This window comes from Rhizobium metallidurans (assembly GCF_014196505.1).
In the GTDB taxonomy this organism is placed as follows: domain Bacteria; phylum Pseudomonadota; class Alphaproteobacteria; order Rhizobiales; family Rhizobiaceae; genus Rhizobium; species Rhizobium metallidurans.
Map to the genome: position 1 here is coordinate 53,125 of NZ_JACIDW010000007.1, position 15,845 is coordinate 68,969.

Genomic DNA, 15,845 nt, shown 5'->3' on the forward strand with positions numbered 1-15,845 from the left:
GGCGCTCACTCCGCGGGCTGGATTTCTGCATCGACGCCGTCCTCGCGCCTGGCGGGCGGCGTGTCGCTGGAGGATGGCCTGCGCTTGCCGATGTACTGGCCGATCGTGCCGACGATGCCCTTGGGCAGGAACAGCGTCACCGCCACGAACAGCCCGCCGAGCGCGAAGAGCCAGAATTCGGGAAAGAGACCGGTAAAGATCGTCTTGCCGCCGTTGACCATGATCGCGCCGACGATCGGCCCGATCAGCGTCGAGCGCCCGCCGACAGCCGTCCAGATGACGACCTCGATCGAGTTGGCCGGCGCGAATTCGCCCGGATTGATGATGCCGACCTGCGGCACGTAGAGCGCGCCGGCGATCCCCGCCATCATCGCCGAGACGACGAAGGTGAAGAGCTTGAAGTGCTCGACACGGTAACCGAGGAAGCGCGTGCGGCTTTCCGCGTCGCGCACGCCGACCAGCACCTTGCCGAACTTCGAGCGCACGATAGCGGAAGCGATCATCAGCGACAGGGCAAGCAGGATCGCGGTCGCCGAAAACAGGGCGGCGCGCGTCCCGTCGGCCTGGATGTTGTAGCCGACGATATCCTTGAAATCGGTCAGGCCGTTATTGCCGCCGAAGCCCATGTCGTTGCGGAAGAAGGCGAGCAGCAGCGCGTAGGTCATCGCCTGCGTGATGATCGAGAGGTAGACGCCGTTGACGCGGGAGCGGAAGGCGAACCAGCCGAACACGAAGGCGAGCAGGCCGGGCACCACCAGCACCATCAGCGCCGCGAACCAGAAGTGATCGAAGCCTTGCCAGAACCAGGGCAGTTCCTTCCAGTTCAGGAACACCATGAAATCGGGAAGGATGGGATCGCCGTAGCTTCCGCGCGTGCCGATCTGCCGCATCAGATACATGCCCATCGCATAGCCGCCGAGCGCGAAGAAGGCCCCGTGGCCGAGCGAGAGAATGCCGCAGAAGCCCCAGACGAGATCGAGCGCCAGCGCCAGCAGCGCGTAGGTCAGGTATTTGCCGAACAGCGACATGATGTAGGTCGGGATGTGCAGCGGGCTTGTTTCCGGCGTCATCAGGTTGAGCACCGGCACCAGCACGGCAAGCGCCAGGAGGATGACGAGCGCGACGATGATCTTGCGATCGAGAGACCGGAGAAGGAAGGCCGTAATCATGCTTCCACCGCCCTTCCTTTGAGTGCGAAGAGCCCACGCGGCCGCTTCTGGATGAAGAGAATGATAAGGACGAGCACCAGGATCTTGCCGAGCACGGCGCCGGCGAAGGGCTCGAGGAACTTGTTGACGACACCGAGCGACAGCGCGCCCACCAGCGTGCCCCACAGATTGCCGACGCCGCCGAACACCACGACCATGAAGCTGTCGATGATGTAGCTCTGGCCGAGGTTGGGCGAAACGTTGTCGATCTGGCTGAGCGCCACGCCCGCCATGCCGGCGATGCCGGAGCCGAGCGCGAAGGTGAAGGCATCGACCCAGCCGGTGCGGATGCCCATCGACGACGCCATGCGCCGGTTCTGCGTGACGGCGCGCATCTGCAGGCCGAAGGCGGAACGCTTCAGCACCATCAGCAGCGTCACGAACACGGCCATCGAGAAGACGATGATCCACAGGCGGTTCCAGGTGATCGACAGGCCGCCGATGTCGAACGCGCCCGACATCCAGCTCGGATTGCGCACCTCGCGGTTGGTCGGACCGAAGATCGAGCGTATAGCCTGCTGCAGGATGAGCGAGACGCCCCAGGTCGCGAGCAGCGTTTCCAGCGGGCGACCGTAGAGATAGCGGATCACGGTCCGCTCGATGACGAGGCCGACGAAGCCGGTGAAGAGGAAGGCGGCCGGCACGGCGAAGGCCAGCGAATAGACTTCGAGGCTGGGGAATGTCGAAGCGATGTACTGCTGCACGACATAAGTCGTGTAGGCGCCGATCATCACCATCTCGCCATGCGCCATGTTGATGACGCCCATGACGCCGAAGGTGATGGCAAGGCCGATTGCCGCAAGCAGCAGCACCGAGCCGAGCGACAGGCCGTACCAGACGTTCTGCACCACGTCCCAGACCGCCAGGCTGCGGTTGATCGTGTTGATATGCGTCTGGATATCGCCTTTCAGCGCGTCAGGCGCGGTCGCCATGGCCGATGTCAGGATCGTCAGCGCATTGCGGCCGCCACGCTCCGCGATCGTATCGATGGCCGCTTTCTTGTCCTCTGCGCCGACATCGCTCTTGAGCACCATCACGGCCCTGGCCGCTTCCATAGTGGCCTTGACCTCGGCGTCCTTCTCGGCGGCAAGCGCCGAGTTCAGCAGTTCGAGATTGGCGGGATCGGCGTCGCGCAGCAGCCCCTGCGCGGCCGCAAGGCGCGCGCCGCGATCGGGAGAGAGCAGCGTCAGCTGGCTCATGGCTGAGGCGATAACGCCGCGCAGCGAATTGTTGATCCTGACCTTGGACATGTAGTCCGCATCGATATCAGCGACGGCCTCGCCGCTGACAGGATCGGAAAAGCTCGGCTCGTCCTCCGTGCCGCCCTGGAGCAGGACAGGGCCGCCGCTTTCGGAATTCACGTAAAGCCGGCCGTCGCTGAGCTGCTGCAGGATCTGGCTGACAAGGGGATCGCCGGATGCGACCAGCGCCTTGATGGCGACCTCGCGCTCGGGGAAGTCGCCGACGCCGAGCGCATCGACGAGCACCCGGAAATCTTCCTGCGCCTTCAGCGCCGTGGCGAATACCGGCAGGGCCAGGCACAAGGTCAAAAGCAAAATCTTGATGGCGCGATACATCGGCTTTCTGCCTCGGTTATCGTTGGCCTACCGGCCCAATGGAAAGAAGTACCGGGCCTTGGCACGACAGGGCCCCACGCGGGGACCACTGCCGTCGGAAGCATCCGGGCCGCGCTTCTAAGATGGACCTTCCGCCCGGACAGGAGAGACCGGGCGGAAGTCTTCAGGCGTCAGAGTGACGGGGTGATCAGCACTCAGGAGCCCTTGCCGCCGCACTTGCCCGTGGCAACGTTGAAGTTGCCGCAATTCAGGGGCTTGCGCCAATCGGAGATCAGGTCCTTGGAGTCGGGCAGGAAATCGGACCATTCGTCGCCGACGACAGCAGGGGTCTGCTGGACGATTTCGAACTGGCCGTTCGCCTGGATTTCACCGATAAGCACCGGCTTGGTGATGTGGTGGTTCGGCATGACGGTGGCGTAGCCGCCCGAGAGGTTCGGAACCGTGGTGCCGACGATCGAGTCGAGAACCTTGTCCGTATCGGTGGTGCCGGCGGCCTGCACGGCCTTGACCCATGCATTGAAGCCGATATAGGCCGCTTCCATCGGGTCGTTGGTCACCCGCTTGTCGTTCTTGGTGAACTCTTTCCACTGCTTGATGAACTTCTTGTTGGCCGGGCTTTCGACCGACTGGAAGTAGTTCCACGCAGCGAGGTGGCCGACAAGCGGCTTGGTGTCGAGACCGGCAAGCTCTTCTTCGCCGACCGAGAAGGCGATGACCGGGATATCGGTTGCCTTGACGCCCTGGTTGCCGAGTTCCTTGTAGAAGGGCACGTTGGCGTCGCCGTTGATCGTCGAGACGACCGCCGTCTTCTTGCCGGCCGAGCCGAATTCCTTGATCTTGGAGACTTCCGTCTGCCAGTCGGAGAAGCCGAACGGCGTGTAGTTGACGATGATGTCTTCCTTCGGAATGCCCTTCGAGATCAGGTAGGCTTCGAGGATCTTGTTGGTGGTGCGCGGATAGACGTAGTCGGTACCTTCGAGAACGAAGCGCTTCACGCCTTCCTTCTCCATCAGGTAGTCGACGGCGGGGATCGCCTGCTGGTTCGGAGCGGCGCCCGTGTAGATGATGTTGCGCGAGGATTCCTCGCCCTCATACTGGACCGGATAGAACAGGATCGAGTTGAGCTCCTCGAAGACCGGCAGGACCGACTTGCGCGACGAGGACGTCCAGCAACCGAAGACGGCCGCGACCTTATCCTTTTCGATCAGCTCGCGGGCCTTTTCGGCAAACAGCGGCCAGTCGGAAGCCGGGTCGACGACGACGGCTTCGAGCTTCTTGCCGAGAAGGCCACCCTTCTTGTTCTGCTCGTCGATGAGCATCAGCATGGCGTCTTTCAGCGTCGTTTCGGAAATCGCCATCGTGCCGGACAGCGAATGCAGGACGCCGACCTTGATGGTGTCGTCGGCCGCAACGGCTCCCTGGAACGCGGCCGTGGCCGACATGACGGCGCCGAGCAAGGCACCGGAAACATATGATCGCAGATTCATCTGGTTGATCCCCTCTTCTTGTTCCGACAACAGGCCTGAAACGGCGATTAACTGTTGCTTAAGGGACTATCCGGTGCTGCACTGCGAAAGCGTATACGTGATATGACGTAGGTGACGGGGCGAAATCTGCAGTTTTACGTTGCACCGCACTCTTAAGCCTCGCCCCGTTCCATGTTACGAACGCATGACAAGGGGAACGAAGGGGCCGGTTACGGGCATGGCAGCGCGGCAACGCATTATTCCGGTCAGGCGCGAGTACAATCGCTGGGTCGCCAACCAGACGCTGGAAGACTATGCGCTGCGCTTCACCGCCAAGAGCGCCCGGCAGTTCTCCTCGCAGCGCATCTCGCAGACGGCGATCGGCGCCATCTCCTTCCTGGCACTGGAGGCGATCGGTGGCGCGATCACGCTGTCCTACGGCACGACCAACGCCTTCTACGCCATCATCGTCGCCTCGATCGCCATGCTCGCCATCGGCCTGCCGATCAGCCGCTACGCGATCCGCCACGGCGTCGATATCGACCTTCTGACGCGTGGCGCCAGCTTCGGCTATATCGGCTCGACCATCACCTCGCTGATCTACGCCAGCTTCACCTTCATGCTGTTCGCGATCGAGGCGTCGATCATGTCCGGCGCGCTGGAACTGACGCTCGGCATACCGCTTTGGATCGGCTACATCATCAGCGCCGTCATGGTGATCCCTCTCGTCACCCACGGCGTGCGGCTGATCAGCCGCTTCCAGCTTCTGACGCAACCCTTCTGGATCGTCCTCAATATCCTGCCCTTCCTCTTCATCGCCGTGATGGACTGGGAGAAGTTCGACCTCTGGCGCGCCTTTGCCGGCATTCGCCATGCCTCCGGCCCGCCCGGCACGACCGCCCCCTTCGATCTCGTTGAATTCGGCGCCGCGTCGGCCGTTATCCTGGCGCTGATGTCGCAGATCGGCGAGCAGGCCGACTTCCTGCGCTTCCTGCCGCCGGAAAAACAGACGAAGTGGCGCCACCGCCTCGCCGTCTTCCTCGCCGGTCCGGGCTGGGTCATCATCGGCGCGCCGAAGCTGCTCGCCGGCTCCTTCCTCGTCGTGCTCACCTTCGCCTCCGGGGTGCCGGCCGACCGCGCCGCCGATCCGGCCCAGATGTATCTGACGGCCTTCGGCTACATGATCCCCTGGCAAAACGCCGCCCTGCTCCTGATGGCCGCCTTCGTGGTCGTCTCGCAGCTGAAGATCAACGTGATGAACGCCTATGCCGGGTCGCTCGCCTGGTCGAACTTCTTCTCCCGCTTGACCCACAGCCATCCCGGCCGCGTCATCTGGCTGGTGTTCAACGTGGCGATCGCCCTGCTCCTGATGGAACTCGGCATCTACAAGCTGCTCGAGGAAACGCTTGGGATCTTCTCGATCATCGCCATGGCATGGCTCTGCACCATCTCGGCCGATCTCTTCATCAACAAGCCGCTCGGCCTTGCGCCTCCCGGCATCGAGTTCAAGCGCGCCCATCTCTACGATATCAACCCGGTCGGCCTCGGCGCCATGATGCTGTCGGCGACAGCGGCGCTCATCGCCCATTTCGGCGTCTTCGGCGCCACCGCCGCCTCGCTCGCGCCCTACATCACCCTCGTAGTCGCCTTCATCGCCTCGCCCGCCATCGCCTGGGCCACGAAAGGCAAATTCTACCTCGCCCGCAAGCCGCGCCAGAGCTGGAAGAACCTCACGGATATCACCTGCTCGGTCTGCGAGCATGCGTTCGAGCCCGAGGACATGGCGTGGTGCCCGGCCTATGCCGCGCCGATCTGCTCGCTCTGCTGCTCGCTCGACAGCCGCTGCCACGACATGTGCAAACCGAACGCGCATCTGAACGCGCAGGTCGGCACCGTCGCCCGGGCGGTGCTGCCCGAGACGATCGTCGAGAAGCTTACCACCCGGCTTGGCCGCTACGGCATCGCCGTCGCGTTGGCGCTGACAGCGGTCGGCGCCATCCTGGCGATGATCGCCTATCAGGTCTCCTCTGCCTCGCCCGAGACCGCCGAGGTCGTCAACGGCACGATCCTCATCGTCTTCTTCGTCTTCGCCGTCATCGCCGGCGTCGTCTGCTGGTTCTACGTGCTGGCGCATGACAGCCGCGTCGTCGCCGAGGAGGAATCCTCGCGCCAGAACACGCTGCTCCTGAAGGAAATCGCCGCCCACAAGAAGACCGACGCCGCACTGCAGGCCGCGAAGGAAACCGCCGAGGCCGCCAACCGCGCCAAGAGCCGCTACGTCGTCGGCCTCAGCCACGAACTGCGCACGCCGCTCAACGCCGTGCTCGGTTACGCCCAGATTCTCGAACGCGACGAGACCATTCCGACGCCGCGCCAATCCTCGATCAAGGTGATCCGCCGCTCGGCCGAGCATCTCTCCGGCCTGATCGACGGCCTGCTCGATATCTCGAAGATCGAGGCCGGCCGCCTGCAGGTCTATTCCAACGAGATCAACATCCAGGATTTCCTCGATCAGATCGTCGATATGTTCCGTCCGCAGGCGCTCGCCAAGGGACTGACCTTCCAGCACCAGCGCGCGCCGGCCCTGCCCCAGTTCGTACGCACCGACGAGAAGCGCCTGCGCCAGATCCTCGTTAATCTGCTGTCCAACGCCATCAAGTTCACCGACGAGGGCACCATCACCTTCGACGTCGCCTATCGCAGCCAGGTCGCGACCTTCACCGTGACGGACACCGGCCGCGGCATCGCCGAGAAGGACCTGAGCCGCATCTACGAGCCCTTCCAGCGCGGCGAGGCCGACAGCATCCGCCCCATGCCCGGTCTCGGCCTTGGGCTGACGATCACCCGGCTTCTGACCAACACGCTCGGCGGCGAAATCCTGGTGGCCAGCGAGAAGGACAAGGGCTCGACCTTCAAGGTGCGGCTGATGCTCTCGGCCGTGCTGCGTGAGATGGCGGCCCCGCCGCAGGAGAAGAAGATCGTCAGCTACGACGGCCCGCGCCGCACCATCGTCGTCGTCGACGACAACGAGGACCACCGCGAGATGATGCGCGAGATCCTGGCGCCGCTCGATTTCGTCGTGCTGACGGCGGCAAGCGGCACGGATTGCCTGACGCTGATCGAAGGCATCCAGCCAGACCTCTTCCTGGTCGACATCCTGATGCCTGGGATGAACGGCTGGCAGTTGGTCTCAAGGCTGCGCGAAGCCGGCCAGACCGCGCCGATCGTCATGCTCTCCGCCAACATCGGCGACGTCGCCGCCCATGGCGACAGCGACGACAGCCACAATGACGCGATCGGCAAGCCGGTCGATATCCGCCGCCTGCGCGACAAGCTCGCGCTTCACCTCGGCCTGAAATGGCTCTACGCCGAAGCGGCTCCCGCATCGCCCCCGAAGGCCGAACAGGTCATGCTGCAAAGTCCCGGCGACGCGCATGTCCAGGAACTGCTGCGTCTTGGTGAGATCGGCTATATCAGGGGCATCGAGGCGAAGCTCGCCGACCTTGCCAAGGTGGAGGCAAATCAGCCATTCACCGAGGAACTTCGATCCTATGTCGCCGCCTTCGACCTGAACGGCTTCATGACCTTCCTGCACCGCTTCGACGAAAAGGTGGAACACATTGGCTGAACTCCCGCGCGACATCGTTCTGTTGGTCGACGACTCGCCGGAAGCGCTCGGCTTTCTCACCGACGCGCTGGAGCAATCCGGCTTCTCCGTCCTGATCGCCACCTCCGGCCCGGCCGCGCTCAACATCGTCGAGCGCATCACCCCCGACCTGATCCTGCTCGACGCGGTGATGCCCACCATGGATGGTTTCGAGACCTGCCGGCGGCTGAAGGCCAACCCGGCGATCAGCCAGATCCCCGTCATCTTCATGACCGGCCTGACGGAGACCGAGCACGTCGTCCACGCGCTCGGCTCGGGCGGCGTCGACTATCTGACCAAGCCGATCAACATCGATGAACTGCGTGCCCGCATCGGCGTGCATTTGCGAAACGCCCGCTCCGCCCAGAGCGCCCGCGTGGCGCTCGATGCGGCCGGCCGCCATCTGCTGGCGGTCAAGGGCGACGGCAACATCCACTGGTCGACCCCGCAGGCCACCCGCCTCGTCAATGCCGCCATGGGCAGCGACGACGGCATGGAGACGGTGATCGCAACGATCGCGAACTGGATGAAGGACCGCGCCCCTACCGCCCGCGACGCGACCATCGCCGTCGCCCATGGCGGCCAGGACGTGCTGCAGCTCGCCTTTCTGGGCACGATCGGCCCCGACGAATATCTCTTCCGCCTGACCGCCAGCCAGCGCGCCGACGATCAGGTCCTGCGCCAGCGCTTCGCGCTGACCCACCGGGAATCCGAAGTGCTGCTATGGATCGCCAAGGGCAAGGCAAACCGCGATATCGGTGAAATTCTCGGCCTCTCCGCCCGCACCGTCAACAAGCACCTGGAGCAGATCTACGTCAAGCTCGGCGTCGAAAACCGCGCCTCCGCCGCCGTCAAGGCAGCCCATGTGCTGCACGAGACGTAGGTTGGCCCTTGGCGCACAGGATTTCTTAAAGCCATTCGCTTAAAGCTGGAGAAACCCGAAAGGGATCGCGGCTGCAACGAATTGGTGGCGGATCATGAAGGACAGGCTTTACTACGTGGATCGGCTGCGGATCTCCGCCTTCGCGATCCTGATCCTCTACCACTCCTCCGCCGCGTTCTTCCCCGACATGGGCTGGCTGATCCATAGCGCACGCACCAGCCCGACGCTGTCCCTGATCATGGACTTCCCGCGCGCCTGGCGGCTGGCGCTGCTGTTCTTCGTCTCCGGCATGGGCGCCGCCTTCTCGTTCCGCTCGGACCAGAGCGTCGCCTTCCTGTACAAGCGCACCATCCGCCTGCTCGTGCCCCTGCTCTTCGCAATGGCAGTCCTCCTCGTGCCGCAGGTCTGGTACGAACGCATGTACGAGGACGGCTACGATGGTTCGCTGCCGACCTTCTGGGTGACGCGCTATTTCACCGAGGGGCGCTATCCCACCGGCAATTTCACCTGGGCGCACATGTGGTTCGTCGCCTATCTGCTGGTGATGTCGGTGATCTGCTATCCGATCTTTGTCTACCTCAGCCGGCCAAAAAACAGGATCATGGCCTGGTTCGAGCGCGTCGCGAAGACCTGGGCCATCTACCTCTTCGTCCTGCTGCCGCTGGCGCTGAACCTCGCGCTCTCGCCGATCTATCCGAAGGAAACCAATGCGCTCTACAATGACGGCGCCTGGTTCGCGGTCTGGGCGAGCTGGTTCGGCCTGGGCTTCCTCATCGCCCGCAATCACCAAACCCTGATCGGGCCGATCATCGCGAAGCGCTTTGTCAGCGCCGCGATCGCGCTCGCCACGACGGTGTTTCTCTATGCCTTCGCCTGGCTTGCCCCGGCCGAGCAGGCGATCGGCAGCTACGCCAATGACACCCCGCTCTTCAAGGCCGCGATCTTCCTGCTCGCCTGGTCGATGATCCTGACGCTCGTCGGCTTCGCCGCCCGCCATTTCAACCAGCCGGATGCGCGGCTGGTGACCCTCAATCGGCTGGTTTTCCCGCTCTACATCATCCACCAGACGGTCGTCGTCGCCGCGCTCTACTATGTGCTGCCGCTCGGCCTGCCCGCGGTGCCGAGCTTCCTGATCATCGCGGCCGCGACCTTCGTGTTGTCCGGCCTCTTCGCCATCGCCGTGGACTTCATACCCGGCCGCGCCCGCCTGCTCTTCGGCCTCGATGCCAAGCCGCCGAACGCCGCGGGCGGTCGCAACATCGTCGGCGCGGAGCGATAGACCGGATCAGACGACCCGGTCGGGCGGCTCCCTGCCCTCGAAGAAGGCGGTGAGATTGTCCACCACCTTCATTCCCATCGCATTGCGCGTCTCTTCCGTCGCGCTGCCGAGATGCGGCAGGAGAACGACATTCTCCATTTTCAATAGCGTCTCCGGCACCTGCGGCTCCGCCTCGTAGACATCGAGCCCGGCGCCACGGATCACGCCATTTTCCAGAGCCGCGATCAGCGCCGCCTCATCGACGACATCGCCGCGCGCCGTGTTGATCAGATAGGCGCCGGGCTTCATCGCCGCGAAACGGGATGCGTTCATCAGGTGCCGGTTCTCGGCCCCGCCGGGGCAATGGAGCGACACGAAATCGGCCGCCGCCAAGACATCCTCGACACTCGCGAGCTGCCTTGCCCCATAGCGCGCCGCTTCATCAGGATCGACCGTCGAGCGATTGTAGAACACCACATCCATGCCGAAACCGAAATGGCAGCGCTGGGCGAAGGCCTTGCCGATGCGCCCGAAACCGATGATACCCACCGTCTTTCCGGTCACCTTGGTGCCGATCATATGCGTCGGGCACCAGCCCTTCCATTCGCCGGCGCGCACCTGCCGCTCGCCCTCCCCGCCACGGCGCGCCACCGCCAGCATCAGAAGCATGGCGATATCGGCGGTGCAATCGGTGAGCACGCCGGGCGTGTTGGTCACCACGACGCCGCTCGCCTTCGCCGCCGCGACATCGATATGGTTGAAGCCGACCCCGAAATTGCCGAGGATCCTCGCCCGGATCTCGCCTTCGAAAACGGAAGCCGGAAGCTTGTCGGAGACCGTCGGCAGCACGGCGTCATACATGCGCAACGCCTCTGCGATCGCCTGTGGCGACATTGGCACATCGCCCGCGTTGAACGTGGCGTCGAAACGCTCGGCGAGTACCGCCTCGACGGCATTGGGCCAGCGGCGCGTCAGCAGAATTTTGGGGCGGGGCATGGCCTATCCGTATGTCTGGTTGCACGCAGACGGAAAAGTCCTTGGCGCCGCAACCTGTTGAATGCGCGGGCGATCCTAACCGGATCATCCGCGATCGCAAGGCCGCGCGGCGGCGGCACGGTTCGGATTGCCGCAAAACGAAAGAAGCCCGGCACGAGACCGGGCTTCCAGATTGAGAACGAAAGTTCTTACTTTGCAGCAGCCTGCGGGAAGTAGGAGAACTTGCCGTCAGGACCCTTCTTCCACTCGTACATGACGTAGCCCGGGATCTTCGGATCGCCCTTCTCGTCGAACGAGATGTCGCCGAGAACCGTCTTGAACGGACCCTTGGCCTTCATCGCCGCGGCAACGGCTTCAGCGTCGACCGAGCCGGCTGCCTTGGCAGCGCCTGCAATAGCCTGCATCGCGGCGTAGGAGTACAGCGTGTAAGCTTCCGGATTGAAGCCGGCGGCCTTGAACTTCTCGACGAGTGCCTTGTTGTCGGGGTTCAGCGTCGCGTCCGGACCGAACGTGTTCAGCGTGCCTTCGACAGCGTCGCCGGCGATCGATGCCAGTTCGTTCGAAACGATACCGTCACCCGAAACGAGCTTCGCCTTCAGGCCCTGGTCGGCGGCCTGGCGGATGATCAGACCAGCTTCGGTGTGGAGACCACCCCAGTAGATAATCGAAACGCCGGCTTCCTTCATCTTGGCGATGAGGGCCGAGAAGTCCTTGTCGCCGACGTTGATGCCTTCGTACATGACTTCGGTGAGACCAGCGGCATTCATGGCCTTCTTGGTTTCGTCAGCGAGGCCCTGGCCGTATGGAGTCTTGTCGTGAACGACGGCGACCTTGGCGTCCTTGAAGTTGTCGGCGAGATACTTGCCGGCGATGCCGCCCTGCTGGTCGTCGCGACCGCAAGTACGGAACGTGTTCCACAGACCACGCTCGGTGAACTGCGGGTTGGTCGCGGCCGGCGTGATTTCGAGGATGCCGTTTTCGGCGTAGACTTCGGACGCCGGGATCGAAACGCCGGAGTTGAAGTGGCCGATGACGAACTTGACGCCGTCAGCCGCGAACTTGTTGGCGACCGAGATGCCCTGCTTCGGGTCGGACTGGTCGTCGCCGAGCACGATCTTGATCTGCTCGCCGTTGATGCCGCCAGCAGCGTTGATGTCGGCAGCTGCCTGCTCGGCACCCTTCTGGAGCTGTGCGCCGAACGCAGCGTTCGGACCAGTCAGCGGACCGGCAACGGCAACCGTGATGTCGGCCCATGCGTTGCCGCTGAAGGCGACCATCGCCGTCAGAGCCACTGCCGACAGAAGAGACTTCTTCATTATGTTACTCCCAGTTTTTTAGCGGGTTCCGTTCCATGACCCAGCGCATCACCCACTTTACTGCGCCGGGAAACCTGTTCCACTCGGAGAGGTAATTTGTCCCTAGATTCAACCGGCTGTCAATGTTTTGCCTTCCAGGAGAAGGCGGAAGTCTTTTCGTAGAGCCAGTAGTAGTTGTTGACCATCTGGTTGGTCCGGCGATAGCGGTAGCCGGCCGTCGAGAAGATCAGAAGAAGCACGAAATCGATGGCATAGTAGAACAGGCTGAGCGCCGGCCCATTGAACAGCGCGTGATGCAGGAACTGCATCGCCGCCGCCAGAAGCACGGTGTAACCGATGACGATCGGGTATTCGCTCCAGCCGTCGGCCGCCGCCTTGCCGGCACGCCATGCGGTCCAGAAACCGATCAGCACCACGAGCAGGCGGATGATGCTGCGAACGACGGTATCGCCTTCAAAGAAAAGTCCCTGCATATCAAAGTCTCCCCTTCGTCATGCTCAATGCCGTCCGCCTTCGAGATAGGCGGCGCGAACCTCGGGATTGGCGAGCAGTTCCTGGCCGGAACCCGACATCGTCACCTTGCCGTTGACCATGACATAGGCCCGGTCCGACAGCTTCAGCGCCGCGAAAGCGTTCTGCTCGACGAGGAACACGGTCAGTCCCTCGTCCTTGTTCAGCTTCTTGATCGCCTCGAAGATGCCCTTGACGATCAGCGGCGCGAGGCCGAGCGACGGTTCGTCGAGGAGCAGCAGCTTCGGGCGCGCCATCAGCGCGCGGCCGATCGACAGCATCTGCTGCTCGCCGCCCGAAAGCGTGCCGCCGCGCTGCGTCTGGCGCTCCTTCAGGCGCGGGAACATCGCAAAGATCTTCTCGACGTCTTCCTTGAAGTATTTCAGGTTGTCGAGGCCGGCGCCCATCTGCAGGTTTTCCATCACGCTCATGCGCGGGAAAATGCGGCGTCCCTCAGGCGACTGCGCGATGCGCAGGCGGGCGATCTCGTGGGTCGGCATCTTGGTGATGTCACGGCCCTCGAAGATGACCGAGCCGCTGCGGGCCTGCGGGCTGCCGCAGATCGTCATCATCAGCGTCGACTTGCCGGCGCCGTTGGCGCCGATCAGGCTGACGATCTCGCCCTTGTTGACCTCGACATCGATCCCGGCAAGCGCCCGGATGTTACCATAGTAGGTTTCGACGCCCTGGACCTTGAGAAGTGGCTGACCGGTCATCAGTTCGTACCCCCTTCGAGGCTCTCGACGTCTGCGATCACTTGTTCCACTTCCTCATCCTCGACACCGAGATAGGCCGCGATGACCCTCGGATCGTTCTTCACATGGTCAGGCGTGCCGTCGGAAATCTTCTGGCCGTATTCGAGCACCACCACATGGTCCGAAATTTCCATGACCACCGACATGTCGTGCTCGATCAGCAGGATCGACGTGCCGCTGTCGGAGCGAATACCGCGCAGAAGCGTGTTCAGCGCCGCCGATTCACGCGGGTTGAGGCCAGCCGCCGGCTCGTCGAGGCACAGAAGTTCCGGCTCCGTGCACATGGCGCGCGCGATTTCCAGACGACGCTGCGCGCCGTAGGGCAGATCGCCGGCCGGATCGTCGGCACGGTCGATGAGATCGGCCTTTTCTAGCCAGTGGCGGGCAAGCTCGATCGCGTTCTTTGCTTCCGCGCCGTAGCGGCCGACGCCGAGCAGGCCGAGAATGGTGTAGCCGGACGCGCGCATCAGCTTGTTGTGCTGCGCGACCAGCAGATTTTCGAGAACGGTCAGGCCCGAGAACAGCCGGATGTTCTGGAAGGTGCGGGCAACCTTGGCTTCGCGCGTGATGCGGAAATCGGGCAGTCGCTCGAGCAGATACTCCTTGCCGGTCTTCTGCCGTAGCGTGATCATGCCCATGGTCGGCTTGTAGAAACCGGTGATGCAGTTGAACACCGTGGTCTTGCCGGCGCCGTTCGGGCCGATCAGCGCGGTGATGTCGCCGCGCTTGGCTTCGAACGAGAAGTCGTTGATCGCCATCAGGCCGCCGAACTTCATCGACAGGTGCTCGACCTTGAGCAGGGTATCGCTGGTCATGGTTGTTTCCTGAGGGCTCATCAGCCGTGGCCCTCCTTGGTGAAGCTGCCGGAAACGGCTTTTCGTTCCTTGAGGAAGGCGGTCGGTTCACGCGAGCCCACGAAGCCGCGCGGCTTGATGAGCATGACGATGACCATCGCTAAGCCGAAGAGCAGCATGCGGTAGAGTTCCGGCGTGAAATCGGGTCCGAAGATGAGCTTCAGGAACTCCATTTCGCGCAGCGCCTCGGTACCGCCGATCATGACGATCGCGGCGATCGCGATGCCGGTCAGCGAGCCCATGCCGCCGAGAACGACGATGGCGAGGATGACGGCCGATTCCAGGAACACGAAGGATTCAGGCGAGACGAAACCCTGACGAGCGGCGAAGAAGGAGCCGGCGAAGCCCCCGAACATCGCACCCGTGGCGAAAGCCGTGAGCTTGGTCGTCACCGTGTTGATGCCGAGCGAACGGCAGGCGATCTCGTCTTCGCGAAGCGCTTCCCACGCACGGCCGATCGGCATGCGGCGCAGGCGGATGGTGACGTAGGCCGTCAGCAGGCAGAGCGCCAGGATCAGGTAGAAGAGGAAGATCTTGTAATAGGCGGCCGACATCGGAAGACCGAACGTCTTTGCGAAACCGTTCGCGCTGGCATCGAAGGGAATGCCGAACAGCGTTGCCTTCGGAATGCTCGAGATGCCGAACGTGCCCCTTGTCAGGTCCGTCCAGTTGATCAGCACGAGGCGGATGATTTCACCGAAGGCCAGCGTCACGATCGCCAGATAGTCGCCGCGCAGACGCAGCACCGGGAAGCCGAGGATGATGCCCCAGAGACCGGCGAGAATGCCCGACAGCGGCAGCAGAACCCAGAAGGACAGGCCAAAATAGCTGGAGAGCAGCGCGTAGGAATAGGCGCCGACCGCGTAGAAGGCGACGTAACCGAGATCGAGCAGACCGGCGAGACCGACGACGATGTTCAGACCCCAGGCCAGCATCACGTAGATCAGGATCTGGATACCGAAGTTGTCGACCCACTTCAGCGAGCCCTGCGCACCGACCAGCGCCACGATGACAATGGGATAGAGCAGCAGCGCCAGAAGCGCGATCTTCAGGAAGTGGGCGTGGAAGAAGCCCTTCCCCGCCGAGATATCGAGCTCGCCGCTGCGCGCCTTGGCGAGCTTGCGGGCATCGAGATGCGGACGCAGGAACACCACGATCGCGAACCGGCCGACGGCCGCGATGGCGACGAAGATCGCCAGCATGCCCCAGCGCTGCACGACGACGAGTTCGTTGCTGATGTTCTGCTGCGTGCCGAGACCGACATAGAGAACGAACATGCCGAAGGAGATGACGGCGGCGAAAATAGCTTCTTTAATACCCTTCTGGACAAGTCCGGATGCGGGCTTGCCAGGGGTGTTTTCAACATTTGCCATGAC

At 63.1% G+C, this 15,845-nt stretch carries 12 protein-coding genes; 3 read left to right on the forward strand and 9 right to left on the reverse strand.

All coding sequences use genetic code 11. The features are described from left to right. Positions 1-5: 5 nt before the first annotated feature. The 3 genes from urtC to urtA all read right to left on the reverse strand — a co-directional run bounded on the left by urtC (position 6) and on the right by urtA (position 4,272). Positions 6-1,169, reverse strand: a complete 1,164-nt coding sequence (gene urtC / locus GGQ67_RS12970; protein WP_183900574.1) for an urea ABC transporter permease subunit UrtC — start codon at positions 1,167-1,169, stop codon at positions 6-8. Continuing rightward, positions 1,166-2,785 carry an urea ABC transporter permease subunit UrtB gene (gene urtB, locus GGQ67_RS12975; RefSeq protein WP_183900575.1) on the reverse strand — a complete coding sequence of 540 codons (1,620 nt, stop codon included), beginning with the start codon at positions 2,783-2,785 and terminating at the stop codon, positions 1,166-1,168. The genes urtC and urtB overlap by 4 nt, the downstream gene beginning before the upstream one ends. Positions 2,786-2,979: 194 nt before the next feature. Continuing rightward, positions 2,980-4,272, reverse strand: coding sequence for an urea ABC transporter substrate-binding protein (gene urtA / locus GGQ67_RS12980; RefSeq protein ID WP_183900576.1), 1,293 nt, complete (start codon positions 4,270-4,272; stop codon positions 2,980-2,982). 217 nt (positions 4,273-4,489) lie between these two features. Between urtA and GGQ67_RS12985 the strand changes: the two genes are divergently transcribed. The 3 genes from GGQ67_RS12985 (at position 4,490) to GGQ67_RS12995 (ending at position 10,059) form a co-directional block, all read left to right on the forward strand. Further along, positions 4,490-7,879 carry a hybrid sensor histidine kinase/response regulator gene (locus tag GGQ67_RS12985; RefSeq protein WP_183900577.1) on the forward strand — a complete coding sequence of 1,130 codons (3,390 nt, stop codon included), beginning with the start codon at positions 4,490-4,492 and terminating at the stop codon, positions 7,877-7,879. After that, the gene (locus GGQ67_RS12990; RefSeq protein ID WP_183900578.1) at positions 7,872-8,780 is read left to right on the forward strand and encodes a response regulator transcription factor; all 909 of its coding nucleotides are present in this window, start codon (positions 7,872-7,874) and stop codon (positions 8,778-8,780) included. Before GGQ67_RS12985 ends, GGQ67_RS12990 begins: the two co-directional genes overlap by 8 nt. Before the next feature lie 94 nt (positions 8,781-8,874). Then, the gene (locus tag GGQ67_RS12995; protein ID WP_183900579.1) at positions 8,875-10,059 is read left to right on the forward strand and encodes an acyltransferase family protein; all 1,185 of its coding nucleotides are present in this window, start codon (positions 8,875-8,877) and stop codon (positions 10,057-10,059) included. Between the two features lie 6 nt (positions 10,060-10,065). Here the strand turns inward: GGQ67_RS12995 and GGQ67_RS13000 are convergent, their stop codons facing one another. From GGQ67_RS13000 to livM, 6 genes are all read right to left on the reverse strand, one after another. Further along, positions 10,066-11,034 (reverse strand): 2-hydroxyacid dehydrogenase, encoded by a 969-nt coding sequence (locus GGQ67_RS13000; protein WP_183900580.1) that lies wholly within the window; start codon positions 11,032-11,034, stop codon positions 10,066-10,068. Positions 11,035-11,222: 188 nt separating this feature from the next. Further along, entirely contained in the window at positions 11,223-12,350 is a 1,128-nt protein-coding gene (locus tag GGQ67_RS13005; protein ID WP_183900581.1) for a branched-chain amino acid ABC transporter substrate-binding protein, read from the reverse strand. 119 nt (positions 12,351-12,469) lie between these two features. Continuing rightward, a complete protein-coding gene (locus tag GGQ67_RS13010; protein ID WP_183900582.1) occupies positions 12,470-12,823 on the reverse strand; it encodes a DUF6867 family protein in 354 nt (117 codons plus the stop codon). A 24-nt stretch (positions 12,824-12,847) separates the two neighbouring features. Next, entirely contained in the window at positions 12,848-13,576 is a 729-nt protein-coding gene (locus GGQ67_RS13015) for an ABC transporter ATP-binding protein (RefSeq protein WP_183900583.1), read from the reverse strand. After that, a complete protein-coding gene (locus GGQ67_RS13020; RefSeq protein ID WP_183900584.1) occupies positions 13,576-14,451 on the reverse strand; it encodes an ABC transporter ATP-binding protein in 876 nt (291 codons plus the stop codon). The genes GGQ67_RS13015 and GGQ67_RS13020 overlap by 1 nt, the downstream gene beginning before the upstream one ends. Continuing rightward, entirely contained in the window at positions 14,451-15,842 is a 1,392-nt protein-coding gene (gene livM / locus GGQ67_RS13025) for a high-affinity branched-chain amino acid ABC transporter permease LivM (RefSeq protein WP_183900585.1), read from the reverse strand. The genes GGQ67_RS13020 and livM overlap by 1 nt, the downstream gene beginning before the upstream one ends. Positions 15,843-15,845 lie beyond the last annotated feature (3 nt).

Coding starts and splice junctions, on each gene's coding strand:
- urtC (WP_183900574.1), bottom strand. CDS start 1,169: ATGATTACGGCCTTCCTTCTCCGGTCTCTCGATCGCAAGATCATCGTC.
- urtB (WP_183900575.1), bottom strand. CDS start 2,785: ATGTATCGCGCCATCAAGATTTTGCTTTTGACCTTGTGCCTGGCCCTG.
- urtA (WP_183900576.1), bottom strand. CDS start 4,272: ATGAATCTGCGATCATATGTTTCCGGTGCCTTGCTCGGCGCCGTCATG.
- GGQ67_RS12985 (WP_183900577.1), top strand. CDS start 4,490: ATGGCAGCGCGGCAACGCATTATTCCGGTCAGGCGCGAGTACAATCGC.
- GGQ67_RS12995 (WP_183900579.1), top strand. CDS start 8,875: ATGAAGGACAGGCTTTACTACGTGGATCGGCTGCGGATCTCCGCCTTC.
- GGQ67_RS13000 (WP_183900580.1), bottom strand. CDS start 11,034: ATGCCCCGCCCCAAAATTCTGCTGACGCGCCGCTGGCCCAATGCCGTC.
- GGQ67_RS13005 (WP_183900581.1), bottom strand. CDS start 12,350: ATGAAGAAGTCTCTTCTGTCGGCAGTGGCTCTGACGGCGATGGTCGCC.
- GGQ67_RS13010 (WP_183900582.1), bottom strand. CDS start 12,823: ATGCAGGGACTTTTCTTTGAAGGCGATACCGTCGTTCGCAGCATCATC.
- GGQ67_RS13015 (WP_183900583.1), bottom strand. CDS start 13,576: ATGACCGGTCAGCCACTTCTCAAGGTCCAGGGCGTCGAAACCTACTAT.
- GGQ67_RS13020 (WP_183900584.1), bottom strand. CDS start 14,451: ATGAGCCCTCAGGAAACAACCATGACCAGCGATACCCTGCTCAAGGTC.
- livM (WP_183900585.1), bottom strand. CDS start 15,842: ATGGCAAATGTTGAAAACACCCCTGGCAAGCCCGCATCCGGACTTGTC.